Source organism: Rhodococcus sp. B10 (genome assembly GCF_011770055.1).
Taxonomy (GTDB): Bacteria; Actinomycetota; Actinomycetes; order Mycobacteriales; family Mycobacteriaceae; genus Rhodococcoides; species Rhodococcoides kyotonensis_B.
Genome location: NZ_JAAFYV010000004.1, coordinates 130,491 through 148,772, shown reverse-complemented (window position 1 = coordinate 148,772; position 18,282 = coordinate 130,491). Strand labels below are relative to the sequence as shown.

Here is an 18,282-nt window from a genome sequence, read left to right as displayed (position 1 = left end):
CTACTGCTGGTTGATCGAGAAACCACACGTGCTCTGCGCGTACTGATCGACGCGGTTGCTCGCATCGATGGCGGCCTGAGCGGTGTCGACGTCGATCGACGTGGTCGACTGCTCGTTGAACACCTCGTACGACGGCGCGTCGGCCGCGCTCGCGGTGGCGGCGGCGCTGGCGTCGCGCAGCTTGGTCAGGTCCGATGCGGTCTGCTCGTCGGCGACGTCGATGGCCGGGTCGTAGTGCTCGGCCAGACCGGACGAGTACGCCGTCAGCGCGGACTGCAGCGCAGGCCAATCCGCCGGATCGGCGCCGGCCAGGGCTTGCATCGACTGCATCTCGTAATCCGAGATGTCCTGCAGCTTGGCGCAGACTTCGTTCGACGGATCACTGCCGCCCGCGGCCTGGGACGGCGCGGCGCTCGTCGTCGTGTCGGCAGCTGCTTCGTCGGAGCCGCTGTCGGAGCTGCAGCCGACCAGGCCGACCGTCCCCACAGCGAGGGCAGCAGCGACGGACCAGACCGGTCGGGACTTCGGCAACATGCGGGTACATCTCCGTAACTGTTCGTGGACGCGTATCGCCTCCACATTCACAGTTCAGGGGTCTCGATGTCGAGCCAGCACCCGAAGGTTGGGAAATATCACTGGAAAATTTCAGGAACGGTTACCGGCATTCGGGGACGTCGACGGTGACGGCAGGGGTGTCGACCAGCGGCTGGACCGGGACGCTCGCCTGTCCCGGCACCGAAGGCTCCTCCAGCTCCCACGTGACGGTCGACGATTCGCCTGGTGCGATGGACAGGTACGCCGCCTTGACCGGACGGCCGAGTTCGGTGCCGCTCTGCACCGAGAACGCGGGTGCGCCGTCGATCGACATCGACGTGATCTTCGCGCCCTGGGTGCCGTACAGGTAGGCGATCGACTCGTTGGTCCCGTACGGCACGCCCTGGAGGAACGTGCTGGCGACGTACGTGGTCAGTCCATCGGCCTGGACGTTGTTGGTGAGCGTGGCCGTCACAGTCGACTTCCGTGTCGGCCCGGTGCAGGCCTCGGCCGTGTACGTGATGTCGCGTGTCAGGTAGTAGTCCAGCTTGTTGCCGCCGGCATTGTTGACGACGACTCCGGCATACGGCGCCGGGTCGTCGGGAAGCGCGTGTCCGATGGCGGTGCCGGCGAGAATCTCCTGCGCCGACGCGTCCGCGCTCCACACGGCGATGCGTCCCTCGCTTCCGGCGCGGCCGAGAGCGTCGATCAGCGCGCGGGTGGGTGCGACCCCGCTCGTCATCTTCGTCACGACGGCCGCTGCGATCTCCTGCAGATACATCTTGCGCGCGAGTTGGTCGTCGCCGAAGCGTGCGTAGGAACTGGACAGCGTCACCTCGACGACGTTGTCCGCGGTGATCTCCTCGCCGTCGGCCAGCCGGACCGGGCCCGTGGCACCGAGCAGATAGCTCAGTGCGATCGGGTCCGTCGCGATGGCACCGTCGAGCGACTCCCCGGTCTGCTCCGTCCACATCGACGTCCAGATCTGCCCCGCGTACGGAAAGTTGGCGCTCGCGTTGGAGTTTCGGAAGTCGACGGTCGTGTTCCGCGGTCCCCACAGTGCGTTGTATTCGGGTCCGAGGTCGATCGGGCGCTCGGCGAACTTCAATTCCCGTGTCGTCCCGAGCTTGTCGATCTCCGCCGTACCGTTCTCGGCGCGCAGAATTCCGTACCCACCGATGAGCCCGCCGGTTCCGCGTGCCTCCGCAGGCGTCTGGAATGCGAGGAAGTACGAACGCGGACCGTCGGCGCCCATCATCTTCGGCAGCAGACGGGTTGCGGTGTAGGTGTTTCCGAGCAGGCTCGCGAGATCGTGCGTCTGATTCTGCAGTTGTTCGCGGGCATCAGCGACCACGGACAGGAACGCCGGGTCGTCGATGGACTGCGCACGCCGATACAACTCGTCCGCAGCCGCAGAAGTCTGCGCGAGAACGGGTTCCGCGTCGGACAGAGCCTGCAGGTTCACCCGGCCCCCGCCCTCGACGACGCTGTCGGGCGAGATGGTGGCGCCTGCTTCCGTCGCAGGCTCCAGCACGTCGACTGCAAGACCGTGCACGACGTCGGTGATCTGCACGACGGTGTCGACCGGACTGCCGAGCCACGGAACCGCTGCCGCGACCGTCATCGGCAATGCCGACGTGTTCGCGCGCGCCGCGTCGGCAGCATCCGCGGCTTCCGCGGCAGCAATGCGGGCGGCAGGCACGTCTTCGGTCAGCAACGCATCCTTGGCTCGTGTCGCGGCGTCGCGAGTCGTCTCGAGATTCGTCCGTGCCGAATACGTGCAGTAGCCGAGCCAGACCCCGAAGCCGACGACGATCAGGACTGCGACGGCGAGTCCGATCAGTAAAGGACGTCTTCTTCCCGACGCGGGCGTTCCACTGTGCGCATTATCGGACATGACAGAAATGCTCCTGACGGGAGAAAACCGGACCGCGTGGTACTCGAGAATGAGTGTGAATTCTCCGTGATCGTAGCGTGATGACGATTTTTGTCCATCCCGGACGTCGTGGAACGGGTGGCACGACGTCGTTCAATTCGGATGCGAACTGGCATCTGCACGGCCACTCACCTGCGAAACGGGCGATAGGACGATTCGAGGGGCTTCGCCGAAGCGACGGCGTCGAAATCTCCCGAAATATCGATTCATATACGGAATTCGGGCTCATTCACCGAGTAGAACAATTCATGGAAAAGAACTAACTTGTACGAGCGGGATTATTCAGCTCGCATTCGTTCGGCCCTTGTCGGGAGGGGATCGTGTGGCGTCGAAATCGACTCGTGTCGCGGCGCCCTCGCCTGCCCCCAGCGCCTTCCCGCTGTCTCCCGCGCAGGCCGACATCTACCTCGCGCAGACCGTGGATCCGCACGTCCCGTTCACCATTGCTCAGTACGTCGATGTCGTCGGGGGCATCGACGTACCGACGCTGACCCGCGCCTCGTACGTCACGACGCGGGAGCTCGAATCGCCGATCGTGAGTCTCTTCGAGCGCGACGGCGTCGTGTACCAGCAGGTGGATCGACACGCGACGTACGGCCTGGAGTATCGGGATCTGACCGGCGAGGCGGATCCCATCGGAACTGCGTTGGCGTACATGGAGTCTCGTTGCCGACAACCGGTGGACATGCTCCACGATCGACTGATGATCTCGGAATTGCTGCAGGTCGGTCCGAGGAGATGGTTCTGGTTCAGTCGGGTGCACCACGTCGTCATGGACGGGCTCGGCGCGATCGCCCTGTGGGAACGCACGGCCGCCGTGTACGCGGCGATGATCGACGGCGCCGAGATCCCGCCGACGCGTGGGCTCTCCCTACGGGCCATCCGAGACCACGAACTGGCGTACGAGAACTCGACGCGATTCGAGTCGGACCGGACCTACTGGGAGGCGGTGCTCGCGAACCGTCCCGAACGGGTGTGGCTCGCGGGCCGGTCCGCCCCTGTCGGGGGCGCGGCGATCTCGGTCGGTGCCACACTGAAAGACACTGCTGCGGTGCGTGTTCCGGACGTCCTCGCGGCGTTCGCGCTGTACCTCGCGCGCATGACCGACACGCACGACGTCGTGCTGAGCCTTCCCGTCTCGGGTCGTACGACCGCGCGGCTACGAGCGTCGATCGGCATGCTCGCGAACGTCGTGCCCCTTCGGGTTGCCGTCCCGTCGACGACGACCGTGGGCGAGGTGCGCCGCCGCGTCGAACTGGCACTCTCGGGAGCTCTGCGGCATCAACGCTACGACGCCGGACACAGTTTCGGCCCGACCGTCAACATCATGACCTTCGGCAACGAGATACGTCTCGGCGACACGGTCGGTGACTACCACGTCCTGTCCAGCGGCCCTGTCGACGACATCATGGTCAACGTCTATCCGGGCCTCCCGGGCGCCAGCACCAGGGTGGACCTGCTGGGGAACCCACTGCTGTACGACGTCGCCGCACTGACGACGCACCGGGACCGCTTTCTGTCGGTGCTCGACGCGTTCGTCGCCGCCGACGACGGTGATGAGGTGTCGGCGATCGCACTCCCGCCCACCGATCTCGGTTGTGTTCCCGCACCGGTCCCGCCGCGCACATTGCCCGAACTGCTCCGCGGGCGGCCGGGCGATGTTGCGCTTCGGTACGGTGAGACGTCGTACACCTACGATCGGCTGCTCGGCGAAATCGATCGTCTGGCAGAACAACTGGCGGCCGCCGGTGCGCGTCCGGAGGTGCGTGTCGCGGTCGCGATGGCCAGATCGCACCGGTCTGTCATCGCGTGCTGGGCCGTCGCACGGGCAGGGGCGCCGTTCGTGCCGGTCGACCCGACCGACCCACGGTCCATCGACATGATGCACGCCGCCGACATACGACTCGGACTCACGGACGTGCAGCCCGTGTGCGACGACATCCGGTGGATCGGCCCCGGCGCCGACGCGGCCCCGGTGGTGGCGTCGGCGTCGGTCGACAACGAGGCGTACGTCGTGCACACGTCGGGAACCACCGGAATTCCCAAGGGCGTCAGTGTCACTCACCGCGGCCTCGCCGCACTCGCGGATGCGGTCGTCGAGCAGTACCGCGTCGACCGCACGTCGCGGGTGCTTCACCTCGCATCTCCGGTGTTCGACGCGTCGATCCAGGAAATGCTGATGGCCTTCGCGGCGGGCGCCACCCTCGTCGTGGCGCCGCGCGACGTCACGTCCGGCCGACGACTCGCCGATCTGATTGCGGCAGAACGCATCACCCACCTGATCACCGCGCCGGCGGTACTCGCAACGCTGGCACCGGAGGATCTCGACGGCGTCGCCGTGTTCGACGTCGGGGGCGACGTCTGCCCACCCGCGCTCCGTGACCGGTTCGCGCCGGGACACACCATGCTCGACGCGTACGGTCCGACCGAGGCAACCGTGGTGGCGACGGTGTCCGCGCCGATGCGCGTGGACGAACCGGTGGCGATCGGCCGTCCGATTCCCGGGGTGCGGGCAGTGGTTCTCGATCGAGCGCTGCGCCCCGTGGCCGCGGGAGGCGTCGGCGAGCTGTATCTCGGTGGCGACGGAATCGCACGCGGCTACGATCGGCGATTCGGTTCTACGGCAGCAACATTCGTTGCCGATCCCTTCACGATCGGGCAGCGGTTGTACCGCACGGGTGATCGGGTGCGGACCTCGGCGGCCGGAGACGTACTCGAGTTTCTCGGCCGCACCGACACTCAGGTGCAGGTCAACGGTCGACGCATCGAGCTCGGAGAAATCGAGGCGTGCCTCGTGCGTCATCGTTCGGTGCGCGATGCCGTCGTCGTCGTTCGCGGTACGTCGCTGGTGGCGTTCGTCGTGGTCGACGAAGACGATCATGTCGCCAATCTCGATGCACATGTCAGATCCGCACTGCCACACTGGATGGTGCCGTCCACGATCACCGCCGTCGACGAGATTCCTCTTGCCCCCAGCGGCAAACCGGACCGCGGGGCGTTGTCGAACCCGGACGACGACGCACAGTACGAAGCACCGATGTCGCCGACGGAAACTGCTGTGGCCGAGATGTTCTCGACCGCCCTCGGCATCGACCGGGTCGGCCGCCACCACAACCTGCTCGATGCAGGCGGCGATTCGCTGACCGCGTCGACCGTGCTGGCCAGGCTGGGCACGTCGGTGACGCTCGCCGAGTTGTTCCGGCACCCGACGGTCGCCTCTCTCGCGGCGCTGCTGGACGAGAGACACGCAGTGCCCATGACGCCTCTGGCGTCCGTCGTCGTACCGGATCGGGTTCCGTTGTCGGCGGCGCAGTTCCGCATCTGGATGGCCGAGCAAACGAACGAGTATACCGTGTACGCGTTGCCGGTGGCCGTTCGTCTTCCGGATGGACAGGCGCAGAACGCGATCGCGGCACTCCGCGATGTTCTGGGGCGCCACGACGTCCTGCGCACGTACTTTCCGGCGGACGAGGACGGACCGCATCAGGTTGTCGTCGATGTGTCCCAGGCGCTGATCGACCTACCCGAGCTCGACGCCGAGTCCATCGAGGCCGGCCTGAACCTCTGTGCGGCAACGCCGTTCGACCTGACCGCCGAGGTCCCTCTCCGGGCCACCGTACTGCGCACTCCTGACGGCGACGCCCTGGCGATCGTCGCGCACCACATCGCCGTCGACGGTCGATCGGTCGAGGTGGTGCTCCGGGATTTCGCACGCGCGTTTCAGGCCCGCGGCGTCGGCCGGCCGCCGGACTGGGAACCGCTCGCCGTGCAGTACGCGCACTTCGCGTCATCGAACCACGCCCACGTCGACGTCGCTCCGCTGGACGACGCACCGACGGCGTACCTGCCCGCGGACGGGACGCGCGGGAGCCTGCACATCTCTCGACGGCCCGTCGACATTGCCGTGAACGATGTGAGAATGCTCGCGCAGAACGCGCGTGTCACACCGTTCATGGTCGTGCACAGCATCTTCGCGATGACCCTGGCCAGATTCAGCGGACTGGGCCGAACGGTGATCGGCACACCTACGTCGGGGCGCACGCACCCGGACACCGTCGACATGGTCGGCATGTTCGCCCTGACGGTCCCACTCGTGGTGCAGGTCGACCGGGAGGCGACCTTCGTCGAACTGCTCGATCAGGTCGGACGGTCGGATCTCGCTGCGCTGTCGGACATTCGGCACGCTGCGCCGAGGATCATGCTGTCGTACGAGAACCAGGTCGATCTGCCGTCCGACGTCGTCACCGGATCCAAGAACGTGTCCGAGTTCGATCTGGGACTCGTGCTGACCGAATCCGAGAACAGCATCGACGGGTGGCTCGAGTACGCGTCGGACATGTATCGACGTGAGACCGTCGACGCGTTCGTCGCGGCGTTCCAACGCACTCTCGGGACCGTGGCCGCGGACCCGACCGTCGTGGTCGGCGACATCGAATGGGTCGTCGGGGATACAGCCCCGAGCCATGCACGTGCGGGGGAGGGCACGCTGCTCGACGTCTTCCGATCGGTCGACCTCGACGGCACCGTGGCCGTGACAGCCGACGAGGTGGAACGGCGATCGAATCGACTGGCGCGCAGTCTGATCGGTCACGGCGCCGGTCCGGAAACCACGGTCGCGATCTCCCTCGAACGTTCCGCCGACTACATCGTCGCGATGTGGGCCGTCGTGAAGTCCGGTGCGGCGTTCATGCCGGTCGATCCGCAGTACCCGGCGGCGCGGCGCGCTCAGATGCTCCGCGGGACGTCGCTGGGAATCGGTGGATCCGAATCCGACGTCACGTGGGTGTCCGAGGCGGATGCGGGTGCATGCCGGGACGCGGCGGTCACAGATGCCGACAGGCGGGGGCCGCTGAGACCGGACAATGCCGCCTACGTCGTACACACCTCCGGGTCGACCGGCACGCCGAAGCGGGTGACCGTCACCCACCGGGCGGTGCATGCGCTTGCGCGCCAGGCGGTTCCGCGATACCGCGTCACGTCGAAATCACGAGTGTTGCAGGGGTATTCACTCAACTTCGACGCTGCTGTGCTGGAAATTCTGTTGGCATTCGGTTCGGGCGCGACGTTGGTGGTCGCACCGCCGACGCTCGCCGGGGGCGTCGAGACCGCGGAGTACCTGCGCGCACACGGCGTCACACACTTTCTGTCGACTCCCGCTCTGCTGGCCACGGTGCCGCCCGTCGACACCGTCACCACCGTCGCGGTCGGCGGGGACGTGCTGCCGGACAATGTGGTTGGGCAATGGTCGACCGGACGAACGATGTTGAATGCCTACGGGCCCACGGAGTCGACCGTCGTCGCAACGTTGACCGAACCGCTCACGACGACGGCCACCATCGGTGCACCCCTCGACTCGGTGGACGCGCTCGTGCTCGACGGCCGGTTGCATCCGGTTCCGCTCGGCGCGATCGGTGAGCTCTACCTCGGTGGTGACGGCGTGGCGAGGGGCTACGGCGACGCGGCGGCGACTGCCGCGTCGTTCGTCGCCGGTGCCGGTGGACGACGGCTGTATCGCACCGGCGACCTGGTCCGTCGACGGCCCGATGGTGCCCTCGACTTCGTCGGGCGAGCCGATGCGCAGGTGCAGCTGCGTGGCGTCCGCGTCGAATTGGGCGACGTCGAAGCCGCCCTCACGTCTCATCCGTCGCTGACGCGTGCGGTCGCCGATGTGCGAGACGAACGGCTGGTCGCATGGGTCGTCGGCGACGCGGCGGTCGATGCGCGAGCGTGGGCGTCGAGCAGGCTGCCTGCGTCGATGGTTCCTGCCATGATCGAGTTCGTCGACGACATCCCCGTTACCGCGAACGGCAAGGTCGACCGAGCCGCGCTGATGGCCCCGGATGTCGTTGCTACACAACAAGGGTCGCCGCGCACCCTGCGCGAGAGCATCGTGCTGGGAATTCTGTCCGACGTGCTGGGTGTCGACGACCTGACCGTCGACGCGGACTTCTTCGCGCACGGCGGTGATTCGTTGACGGCGCTGCGGGCAGTAGGACGCATCGGATCCACCTTCGCGGTCGAGGTCTCGCTCCGTACGTTGTTCGACGCGCCGACGGCGAGAACGCTTGCCGCTGTGCTCGATACGTCGTCGGGCCGTCGCGTGGCGCTGCCGGTGTTGCGGCACAGCCCGGACGGCAGCACCGATCTGTCGGCCGCCGAACGGCGAATCTGGTTGCACAACAGACTCGACCGTGCATCCAGCGCGTACAACCTGGCGTTCGCGCTAGCGCTGCCGCGCGACGTCGACACCCGTGCCCTGCGTCGAGCGATCGTGGACGTGCTCGACCGACACGAGCCGCTACGGACGGTGTATGCGCCGGGGCCTGTCGTGTCGGTGCGCGCCGCGGACGACGTGGTTCCCGATCTCGCACTGCGGGTCGACGACATCGATCGGATCGCGAATGCCGGATTCGACCTCACCGTCGACGCACCGGTTCGAGTCGCACTCGTGGACTCGGGACGCGAGCACGTCGACCTCGTCGTCGTCGCTCATCACATCGCGGTCGACGGTGCATCCGTGGCACCACTGGTGCGGGACGTGCGCGTCGCGCTCGACGCCCGGTTCGACGGTCGATCGCCCGAGTTACCCTACGTCGCAGTCGATTACGCGGACTACCGTCGTTGGCACCGTGAAATCCTCGACATCGTCGCGCCGACACAGCTCGCATTCTGGGAGCAGGCGTTGCAAGGACTCCCCGACTACCTCGAACTTCCGAGCGGCGCTCCCACGGCAGAAGGCCCGGCGACGCCGGCCGACTTCACGATCGACGACGCCACCGCCGTCGAACTGCGGGCGTTGGCACGTCGCCTCGGCGCGACGACCTTCGTCGTCGTCCATGCAGCCGTCGCCCTGCTGCTCGCCGATCTCGCGTCCACGGACGACGTCGCCGTCGGAACCCCGGTGTCGGGTCGCACCAGTCCGTTGCTCGACGATCTCGTCGGAATGTTCGTCGGCACAGTCGTTCTCCGGACTCCGATCGATCGCGCGCTCACGTTCGAGCAGTTCGTCGCGGATGTGCGCGGTCGCGACCTCGATGCATTCGCGCACGCCGACGTGCCGTTCGACGACGTCGTGGAGCATCTGGCGCCGCCGCGTCGGGGCGAGAGCCACCCGTTCTTCCAAGTCCTGCTGTCGGTCTCGTCGCAGCCGGTCGTCGACGACCTCGTCGTTCGCCCGCTCCCCACCGGCGACACCCAGTTCGATCTCGAGATCGTGCTCGACGACGCGTCCATGACCGGCAGTATTGCGTTCTCGCCTGGGCGGTTCGACGTGGACACGGTGCGCATGGTCGCGTCGCGCCTGACGGCGTTGCTACGGGCCGTCGTGCGCGAGCCCACGACCGAGCTGAGGCGCATCGACGTCCTCGGTACGTACGGTCAGCTTCCTGCACACACGGTCGGCGTCTCCGAATTCTGCACGCTCACAGACGTCTTCGACCACGCCGTCAGCCGGTGGCCCGACGCGACCGCCGTGGTCGACGGGTCGGATCACCTCACCTATCGCGAACTCGACGCGCGTGCAACGGGATTGAGCTACGCGTTGCTGCAGCGCGGAGCTGGCCCGGGAACGGTCGTCGTACTGGCACTGCCACGATCGATCGATCACGTCGTCGCGGTGTGGGCCGTCGCCAGGACCGGCGCTGCATTCCTTCCGGTGGATCCGGCGCATCCGACGTCCCGCATCGCCGACATCGTGAGCGAAGCCGCGCCGCTCGTGGGTGTGTCGAACGAGCCGATCTGCGACGGAACCCACTGGCTGCCTCCGGATTCGACGTCCTCGCCGTCGGCTGCGGTACGGCCCACGCCGGACGACCCGGCCTACGTCATCTACACCTCCGGGTCGACGGGGACGCCCAAAGGTGTGCGCGTGGCCGGACGTGGAATCGCGAATCTGGTGGCGTCACAACGCGAGACGTTCGGCGTCGATGATCGGTCGGCGGTGCTGCAGTTCGCGTCCCCGGGCTTCGACGCGTCGGTGTTCGAGATGCTGCTCGCGGCAGGTTCGGGTGCGTCCCTGTTCGTCGCGCCTGCCGTGCGTGCAGGACGCGAACTCGCGGACTTCATGACCACGGCCGGCGTGACACATGTCTGCCTCACGCCCGCTGTCCTTGCCGCCACGGATCCGGCTGCAGCGCCGACCGTCACGACCGTGATCATGGCCGGGGACGTCGCCGGCTCCGAACTGATCCGACGTTGGGCGTCCGGCCGATCGGTGTTCGACGCGTACGGTCCCACCGAGGCCACGATCATGGGTACGTGCAGCGACGATCTCGCTGCCGGCGTCGACTCGGGAATCGGCTGGCCGACGCGGGGTTTCGACGCGTTGGTTCTCGACCCGGTTCTGCGGCAGGTCCCGACGGGCGTCGTGGGCGAGCTGTATCTGGCGGGACCTGCGCTGGCCGACGGCTATGTCGCGCGGCCAGGGCTGACGGCGTCACGGTTCGTACCAGACCTTCTGGGCAAGCCGGGAGCACGCATGTACCGCACGGGCGATGTGGTGCGCTGGCGTGCCGGTTCGGGCGGGCCGTACCTCGAATTCCTCGGCCGCGCGGACACCCAGGTGAAGATTCGCGGGCACCGCGTCGAACCCGCGGAGGTGGAAGCCGCACTGCTGCAGCATCCGGCCGTCGACCAGGCGTTCGTGACAGGTCGACAAAGCGACACCGGCACGGTTCTCGACGCGTACGTCACCGGGGACGGTACGCACGCCGGTCTGCGTACGTTTCTGACAAGGACGCTGCCGCCGTACCTGGTTCCGAGCACGGTGACGACGGTCGACGCGCTACCGACGACACTTGCGGGCAAGATCGACGTCAGTCGGCTGCCTGCCCCGGTGCTCGCGTCGTCGTCCACTCGCACACCCTCCACCGAATTGGAAACAATCGTGTGCACCGCTTTCGCCGACGTACTCGGGATACATCCCGACAATGTCGACGTCGACGCCGATTTCTTCGATCTGGGCGGGCATTCCCTTGGGGCCGTGCAGGTTTCCGATGCGCTTTCCGGGCTTCTCGGCCGCGAAGTCCCGGTGGCATGGATGTTCGTCGACCGCACCGTGTCGGCGATGGCCGACAGGCTCGAACGGTCGTCGAACATGCAGGCCCAGAACATGTTCGACGTGCTCCTCCCGCTGACGCCCGGCCGTGACGGAATCCCGGTGTTCTGCATTCACCCTGCCGTCGGGATCGCGTGGAGTTACGCAGCGTTGGCCGCCCACGTCGACGCGCCGATCTACGGGCTGCAACGACCAGGCATGGCAGGAGACGAGATCGCCCCGACGTCCATCGACGAGTACGCGGATCGCTACGCCGACGAGATCCGCGCGGTGTGTCCGCACGGGCCGTACGTCGTGCTCGGTTGGTCCCTCGGCGGCGTCATCGCGCACGCCGTTGGAACGAGACTCCAGAAAGGGGGAGGGGAGGTGACGCTTGTTCTCGTCGATGCGCATCTGACCGAACCCGAGAACGCCGAGCAGTTCACGGCCCAGGACCTCGGTCGTCATCTCGGGGCGGAGGGTCATTCGTTCGAAGCAATTTCGAGGAATTTGGCGGCGACGTATCCCGGCGCGGCCACCGTTACCAGCGAACATCTGCGCCGCATGTACGAACCGGTCGTCGCTGCACCCGCGCTGGTCGCTGCGAATGCGCCCGAGAAGTTCTCGGGCGATACTATTTACCTCTCGGCGCGGAACTCCGACGGTGCATCCCAGTGGCACCCGTTCGTGGACAGGCCGGTTCGGGTGCGCGGTCTGGACGTCGAACACGACGAGATGTTGGGGCCGGTGGGGGCGAGTGTGATCGGGGAAGAACTGCGCGCGGTGTCGATTTCGCAGGCGGCCGAAGGGCCGGGTGTCGGAGGCGACGTGCATTCATGAGGAAAGGCAGTCCGTACGACGCTATGAAATTATCGACACGAATTTTTCGAGTTTAGGAGCACGACGTGGAAATCCAGGACTATCTCAAGATATTGAAGACCAGATGGATGATCATCGTCGTCACTGTCGCCGTCGCGATTCTGGGCTCGCTCGCCGTCTCGCTTCTCACCACACCGACGTACCAGGCATGCAGCCGGGTGTTCGTGTCGACGTCCGGCGGCTCGTCGGTCAGCGAGACGTACCAGGGCAACCTGTTCTCGCAGCAGCGCGTCGCGTCGTACTCCGAACTCGTGACGGGGGAAACCCTGGCCGCACGCGTCATCGACGAACTGGGATTGACGGCTACCCCGGCCGAGGTCGCGCGCGACACCACGGCCAAGTCGACGCCCGACACCGTCCTGCTCGACATCTGCCACACCGGAACGGACGCGGCGACGGTCCGCGACGTCGCGAACTCGATGGCGACCCAGCTCACCACGCTCGTCCGTGAACTCGAAACCCCGGAGGACGGCGGCTCTCCGACGGCAGGCGTCCGCCTCGTCGAACAGGCGCAGACACCGTCGACGCCCGTCAGCCCGAAGACGAAGCGCAACCTCGCGCTCGGTGCTGCCGTCGGTCTGCTTCTCGGTATCGCACTCGCCGTCCTGCGCGACCGTCTCGACAACACCATCAAGGACCGCAAGACGCTGGAGAAGTCCGCGAATTCGGCGCTCGTCGGCAACATCCCGTTCGACAAGAGCCTCAAGGATTCGTCGATCGTGTCGTTCGGTGCCGGACATTCGTCGAGCGCCGAGGCGTTCCGCGAGCTGCGCACCAACCTGCAGTTCCTCGAGGTCGACAATCCGCCGCGCGTCATCGTCGTCACCAGTGCCGTCCCGTCGGAGGGCAAGACGACGGTGGCGATCAACCTGTCGCTCGCGCTCGCCGAAGCCGGCCATCACGTCGTCCTCGTCGAAGGCGACCTGCGTCGGCCGCGCGTGTCGAAGTACCTGGGTCTCATCGGGTCCGTCGGACTGTCGACGGTCCTCGCGGGACAGGCGGGTCTCGACGACGTCCTGCAGCCCAGCAAGTTCGTCGGACTCGACGTGTTGGCGTCGGGGCCGTTGCCGCCGAACCCGAGCGAGCTGCTCGGCTCCGAGGCGTCGCGCCGCGTCATCGAGGACCTGCGTGGCCGGTTCGACTACGTCATCGTCGACGGCGCACCGCTGCTGCCGGTGACGGACTCCGCGCTACTGACGACACACAGCGACGGCGCGCTCGTCATCGCACGCCACGGCCACACGTCCGAAGCCGAACTCGAGCGCGCGACAGGCAATCTGACCACCATCGGTGCGCACATCCTCGGCGCGGTCTTCACGATGACGCCCACCTCCGGCCGTCGTGGCGGAGACGGCTACGCGTACTACTACGAGACGGACAAGTCGGTGCCGAAGCAGGTGTTGAGCCCGGCGCAGCCCAGCGTCCACTCGACTGCCCAGCCCGCTGCCCAGCCCTACGACGGCGGCCCGGCTCGCAACGGCGTCAGCGAAGCGTCGCGCTACAAGTAACTTCACCGGTCGTCTCGTTTGAGTCGATCATGCTTTCGAACATATGATCGATCGGTGGACGGATGGGATGGTGGTGCGCACCCGCGGCGGCAGCCGTTCAAGGTGCTCACCCCACCGGTCAAGGTGCTGGTGGATCTCGCGGTGCTCTACCCGCAGCCACCGCACCACACCGGCCGTTACACCGCGGACGGGTTCGAGGTCCGCACCGTCGTACCGGCTGATCTGACGGAGTGGTCGATGACGGTCGACGGCGACTGGATCGGCCGCGTCACCTATCAGTTGATGTCGAAGGATCGCAGCGAGACCGTGACGCACTGGGTGCCGAGCCGGGTGCTCAAGCCGCTCCGGTGACCGACACCGTCAGCGTCGGCGGATTCTGCTGCGGCACGACGACGATGTCCGATCTGTCGACGGACGTCCCGATGAACGCCTGGAACACCCCTTCCGACGCCTGGGCCGTGTGCACGAAGACCGGCCCCTCGGCCTCGGGAGCCGTCACCGTCGACCGGACCATCTGCGTGGTGTCCGCGGACGGATCGGTGATCAGGTCGAGCTGCAGAATCGACCGCCCCGGCACGTCCACCGTCTGGTCGCTGCCGTAGACGGCTGCCTCGTCGACATAGCGCGCCACGTAGTTGACGACGCCGTCGCCGTCGAACGTGAACACGGCCGTGCCGTCGGCGATTCGGACGTCGGCAATGGTGAACGTGCTGTCGGGCGGCTGATCCACGAAGCCGGGAACGACCGACGGCGAACCCGTCGGCGGGGGCGCGGGCGTGGGATATCCGACCGTCATCGATCCGGATGCGTAGTGGACCTGATGCGTCGTCGAGGATTCGGTCTCTACCTCGGTACTCGTGTTCTGGTCGCCGCTGCACCCCGCCACGAGCAGCGCTGCAGCCACGAGCGCTGCCGCCGTTCGCATGGCACGACTGTATACCGAGCCGTGCGATGAGAAGATACGGCGGTGAAGACCGGTGAACAGGTGGTGCAGGAGCTCCCCTGGAAATGGGCAGTGCAGGGACGAATATTCGTCATCGGCGGACTCGGCTACATGTTCGATGCCTGGGACGTCGCACTCAACGGGTTTCTGACGCCTCTGCTCGGAACGTATTGGGATCTCTCGCAGGCCGAACGCGGACTCGTTGCCACGGGCAACCTGATCGGCATGGCCGTCGGCGCCGTCGTGTGGGGCACGATCGCCGACCGCGTCGGACGCAAACGCGCGTTCTCGCTGACCTTGCTGATCTTCGCGCTCTTCTCGGTGCTCGGTGCGTTCTCGCCGAACTTCGAGATCTTCGTGTTGCTCCGATTCTGTGCCGGATTCGGCCTCGGCGGCTGCATTCCCGTCGACTACGCCCTCGTCAGCGAGTTCTCGCCGCGTCGGATACGCGGAAAAGTGCTGTCCGCCATGGACGGATGGTGGCCGATCGGCGCGACCGTGTGTGGCGTCGTCGCCACGATGCTCGTGCCGATCAACGGCGACACCCGCTGGCGCGTCATGCTGCTGTTCATGGTTCTGCCTGCGCTGCTGCTGTTCTGGGTTCGCCGCGGAATCCCGGAATCGCCGATCTATCTCGCCAAGGTCGGCCGAGAAGCGGAGGCGCGGGCGGTGATCGACGACATGGTCGTGCGCACCGGAGCCGTGCCCCAGCCCTACGAGATCGTCGCCGAGACCGCGCCGAAGCGGTCCGCGCTCGCAGGACTGCAGGCAGTGTGGAGTTACAGCTCGCGGATCACGTCCGCCGCGTGGTTGCTCTTCGTGTCGATCATGTTGCTGTACTACGCCGCACTGAGCTGGATGCCGTCGATTCTGCGCAGACAGGGCTACGACGACTTCGCCGCATTCGCAGGCACGACACTGATGACCGGGGTCGGCATCGTCGGCGTGATCGTGTCCGCGTACCTCGTCGAGGTGGTCGGGCGTAAGTGGGTCATCGGTATCTCGGGGCCGGTGGCCGGCGCTGCGCTCGTGGTCTTCGCGATGATGCTCGACGCCGGATCCGGTGCACTGGTGTGGCTCGCGGTCTTCGGTTTCGTCGTGCAGATCGCGATCCCGGTGCTCTACTGCTATGTCTCCGAGCTCTATCCGACGACGTTGCGCGCCTCCGGTTTCGGCTACGCGTCGTCGGTCAGCCGTGCCGCGACGGGATTCGCTCCGCTGCTGTTCGGGTCGGTCCTGTGGCCGGTGCTCGGCCTGCCCATGACGTTCGCGATCGTCGGCGGGCTCGTCCTCGTCGCCGTCCTGTGGATGGCGTTCGCGGCCCCGGAAACGAAGGGCCGCGAACTCGACACCCTGGTCGACGACCGCGAGGCCGTCAGCAGGTAGGCACGTCCACCGTCGACGTCGACGGCTGCACCTGCGGTTGCACCGGTGCCTGCGCCTCGCCCGGCGCCGTCGGCTCGATCAGGTCGAACTCGAGCACGTTGGTCTGTCCGGGCTCGGTCACGATCGGCGTGTAGAAGAACGGGTGCCCGCGCTCGCTCGCCGTCACCAGGAACACCGGGTTGCCGTTGAGCGTGACGTTCTCGAGTGTCGCGCCCTGCGTCGCGTACAACTGCACGACGCTGCGGTTGGTGCCGGGAGGGCCGCCGAACCGAGTGGACTCGTTCTGACGCCCCGCGACGTACACCGGATAGTCCTGAGCCGGCGCGTTGTTGGTGATCTCGGCGACGACCTTGGTGGGACGCGTCGGGCCCTCGCACGATCCGCCCGTGTACGTGACGTCGCGCTGCAGGTAGTAGTCGAGTTTTCCGCCCGCACCGTTGGTGACCGCGACGGCCGCGTACGGGGCCGGGGAATCGGGAATCTCGTGCCCGATCTTCGTGGGACCGATGATGCTCTGAATCGCGGGGTCCGCACTCCACACCGCGATGTGACCTTCGCTCGTGGCGCGGCCCAAAGCTTCCAGCAGTGCTGCGGGAGAGCCGATGTCACCCTGCATCTTCGTCACGACCCTGGCCGCGATCTCCTGCAGGTAGTCCTTGCGGGCACGATTGTCGTCCTGGAAGCGGAAGTAGGCGTCCGACTGCGTGATACGAACGACGTTGTCGGCGTCGATGACTTCGCCGTCGGCCATCGTCACGGGCCCGACGACGTCCAGTACGTAGCTGAGCGCAACCGGATCCGTCGCAAGGGCGCCGTCGACTATCTCACCGGTCTCCTGCTGCCACATCGACTGCCAGATCTGCCCCGCGTACGGGAAGTGTGGACTGATGTTGCTGTTCTGCCAGTTCTGGGTCGCCTGGTAGCGCTCCTCGTACGCCGCGTAGAAGTCGGGACCGAGGTCGATCGGGTCGTAGCGTTCCTTCAGTTCACTGTTCCGGGCGAGATCGTCGACCTGCACACGGCCGTCGACGGCCGTCACGATGCCGAAACCGCCCATCAGCCCGCCGGTTCCACGCGACTCCGCATTGGTCTGAAACGCCATGAAGTAACTACGCGGCCCGTCGGCGCCCATCATCGACGGCAACACCTGCGACGCGACGCTGGTGTTGGTCAGAAGCGTCGACAGTTCGTGCACCTGATCCTGGAGTTGAATCCGTGCATCGTCGACCTGGCGGAGGTACGACGGCTCGGCGATCTCGGCCGCGCGTGCGTTCAACGCAACCGCCGCCGACGCGGCCTCGGTGAGCGCGGGGGCCGCGTCGCGCAACGCCTGGACGTCGATACGGCCGTCGGGAGTGCGAAGACGCTTGGGATCGAGCGCGGTTCCCACCTCGACCGCCGGTGCGAGGACATCGGTCGCGAGCCCGTCGACCACCTCGGTGATCTCCGAGACCGTGCGCAACGGGCTGCCGACGAACGGGATCGCCGACGCGGCCCGCCAGATCGGCGAACCCGTCGCGCTCGCGGCGTCGCTCGACGTGCGGACCGCGTCTGCAGACTGCGCGGATGCGCGCTCGCTGTTGCCCCCCAGCAGGGCAGCCCTGGCAGCACCCGCGTGGTCCTTGGCCGCAGACAGATTCGAATACGCGCTGTACGCGGTGTATCCGAGCCAGCCGCACAGCGCGAACAGCACGAGGACGACGACACCCGACCCGAGGAGGACGCGTCGACGCGTGCGGTGCCGGTTGCGACGAGCATCGGCATGACGACGTCGTCGTAACCGATTACGCCGACGGGAATCGTCGGTCCACCCGCCGTACGCGTCGTAGGAGTCGAGACTGCGTCTGCTCATCGTCGAAAAGGGTCCCTTCGTTCGCGTAAGCGTACAAAGCGGGTGACGGGGAGGCGAACTGGGAACGGGTCGGGTGCAGGCACGCCTCGGCCGCGCAGGTTTCAGCGAACGCGCGGGTTGCAACGTGCGCATCCGCTGAAAGGTGCGCGGGGAGGGGCCGGTGACCTCGACGCCCACGTCGAGCAACGACCGAAGCCGGGAATTCTTATG

The 18,282-nt window shown here is 66.8% G+C and carries 8 protein-coding genes; 4 read left to right on the top strand and 4 right to left on the bottom strand.

What is annotated here, in order from left to right:
- Together RhoFasB10_RS04215 and RhoFasB10_RS04210 are read right to left on the bottom strand one after the other, a co-directional pair.
- The gene (locus RhoFasB10_RS04215) at positions 1–534 is read right to left on the bottom strand and encodes a hypothetical protein (protein WP_167675216.1); all 534 of its coding nucleotides are present in this window, start codon (positions 532–534) and stop codon (positions 1–3) included.
- A gap of 121 nt (positions 535–655) precedes the next feature.
- Complete coding sequence (locus RhoFasB10_RS04210) at positions 656–2,431, bottom strand: DUF4012 domain-containing protein (RefSeq protein ID WP_167675214.1); 1,776 nt, start codon at positions 2,429–2,431, stop codon at positions 656–658.
- A 361-nt stretch (positions 2,432–2,792) separates the two neighbouring features.
- On the opposite strand from RhoFasB10_RS04210, the gene RhoFasB10_RS04205 reads away from it, so the two are divergent.
- The 3 genes from RhoFasB10_RS04205 to RhoFasB10_RS04195 all read left to right on the top strand — a co-directional run bounded on the left by RhoFasB10_RS04205 (position 2,793) and on the right by RhoFasB10_RS04195 (position 14,242).
- Positions 2,793–12,344 (top strand): non-ribosomal peptide synthetase, encoded by a 9,552-nt coding sequence (locus RhoFasB10_RS04205; RefSeq protein WP_167675212.1) that lies wholly within the window; start codon positions 2,793–2,795, stop codon positions 12,342–12,344.
- A 65-nt stretch (positions 12,345–12,409) separates the two neighbouring features.
- Entirely contained in the window at positions 12,410–13,891 is a 1,482-nt protein-coding gene (locus RhoFasB10_RS04200) for a polysaccharide biosynthesis tyrosine autokinase (protein ID WP_084423711.1), read from the top strand.
- A 54-nt stretch (positions 13,892–13,945) separates the two neighbouring features.
- Positions 13,946–14,242: a hypothetical protein gene (locus tag RhoFasB10_RS04195; protein WP_068425568.1), complete on the top strand. Its 297-nt coding sequence runs from the start codon at positions 13,946–13,948 to the stop codon at positions 14,240–14,242.
- On the opposite strand, the gene RhoFasB10_RS04190 is transcribed toward RhoFasB10_RS04195, so the two are convergent.
- Complete coding sequence (locus tag RhoFasB10_RS04190) at positions 14,226–14,816, bottom strand: hypothetical protein (protein WP_167675210.1); 591 nt, start codon at positions 14,814–14,816, stop codon at positions 14,226–14,228. The genes RhoFasB10_RS04195 and RhoFasB10_RS04190 overlap by 17 nt on opposite strands.
- 42 nt (positions 14,817–14,858) lie before the next feature.
- Between RhoFasB10_RS04190 and RhoFasB10_RS04185 the strand changes: the two genes are divergently transcribed.
- A complete protein-coding gene (locus RhoFasB10_RS04185) occupies positions 14,859–16,220 on the top strand; it encodes an MFS transporter (protein ID WP_167675208.1) in 1,362 nt (453 codons plus the stop codon).
- Here RhoFasB10_RS04185 and RhoFasB10_RS04180 read toward each other — a convergent pair.
- A complete protein-coding gene (locus tag RhoFasB10_RS04180) occupies positions 16,210–18,072 on the bottom strand; it encodes a DUF4012 domain-containing protein (protein ID WP_167675207.1) in 1,863 nt (620 codons plus the stop codon). The two genes, RhoFasB10_RS04185 and RhoFasB10_RS04180, sit on opposite strands and share 11 nt — an antisense overlap.
- Positions 18,073–18,282 lie beyond the last annotated feature (210 nt).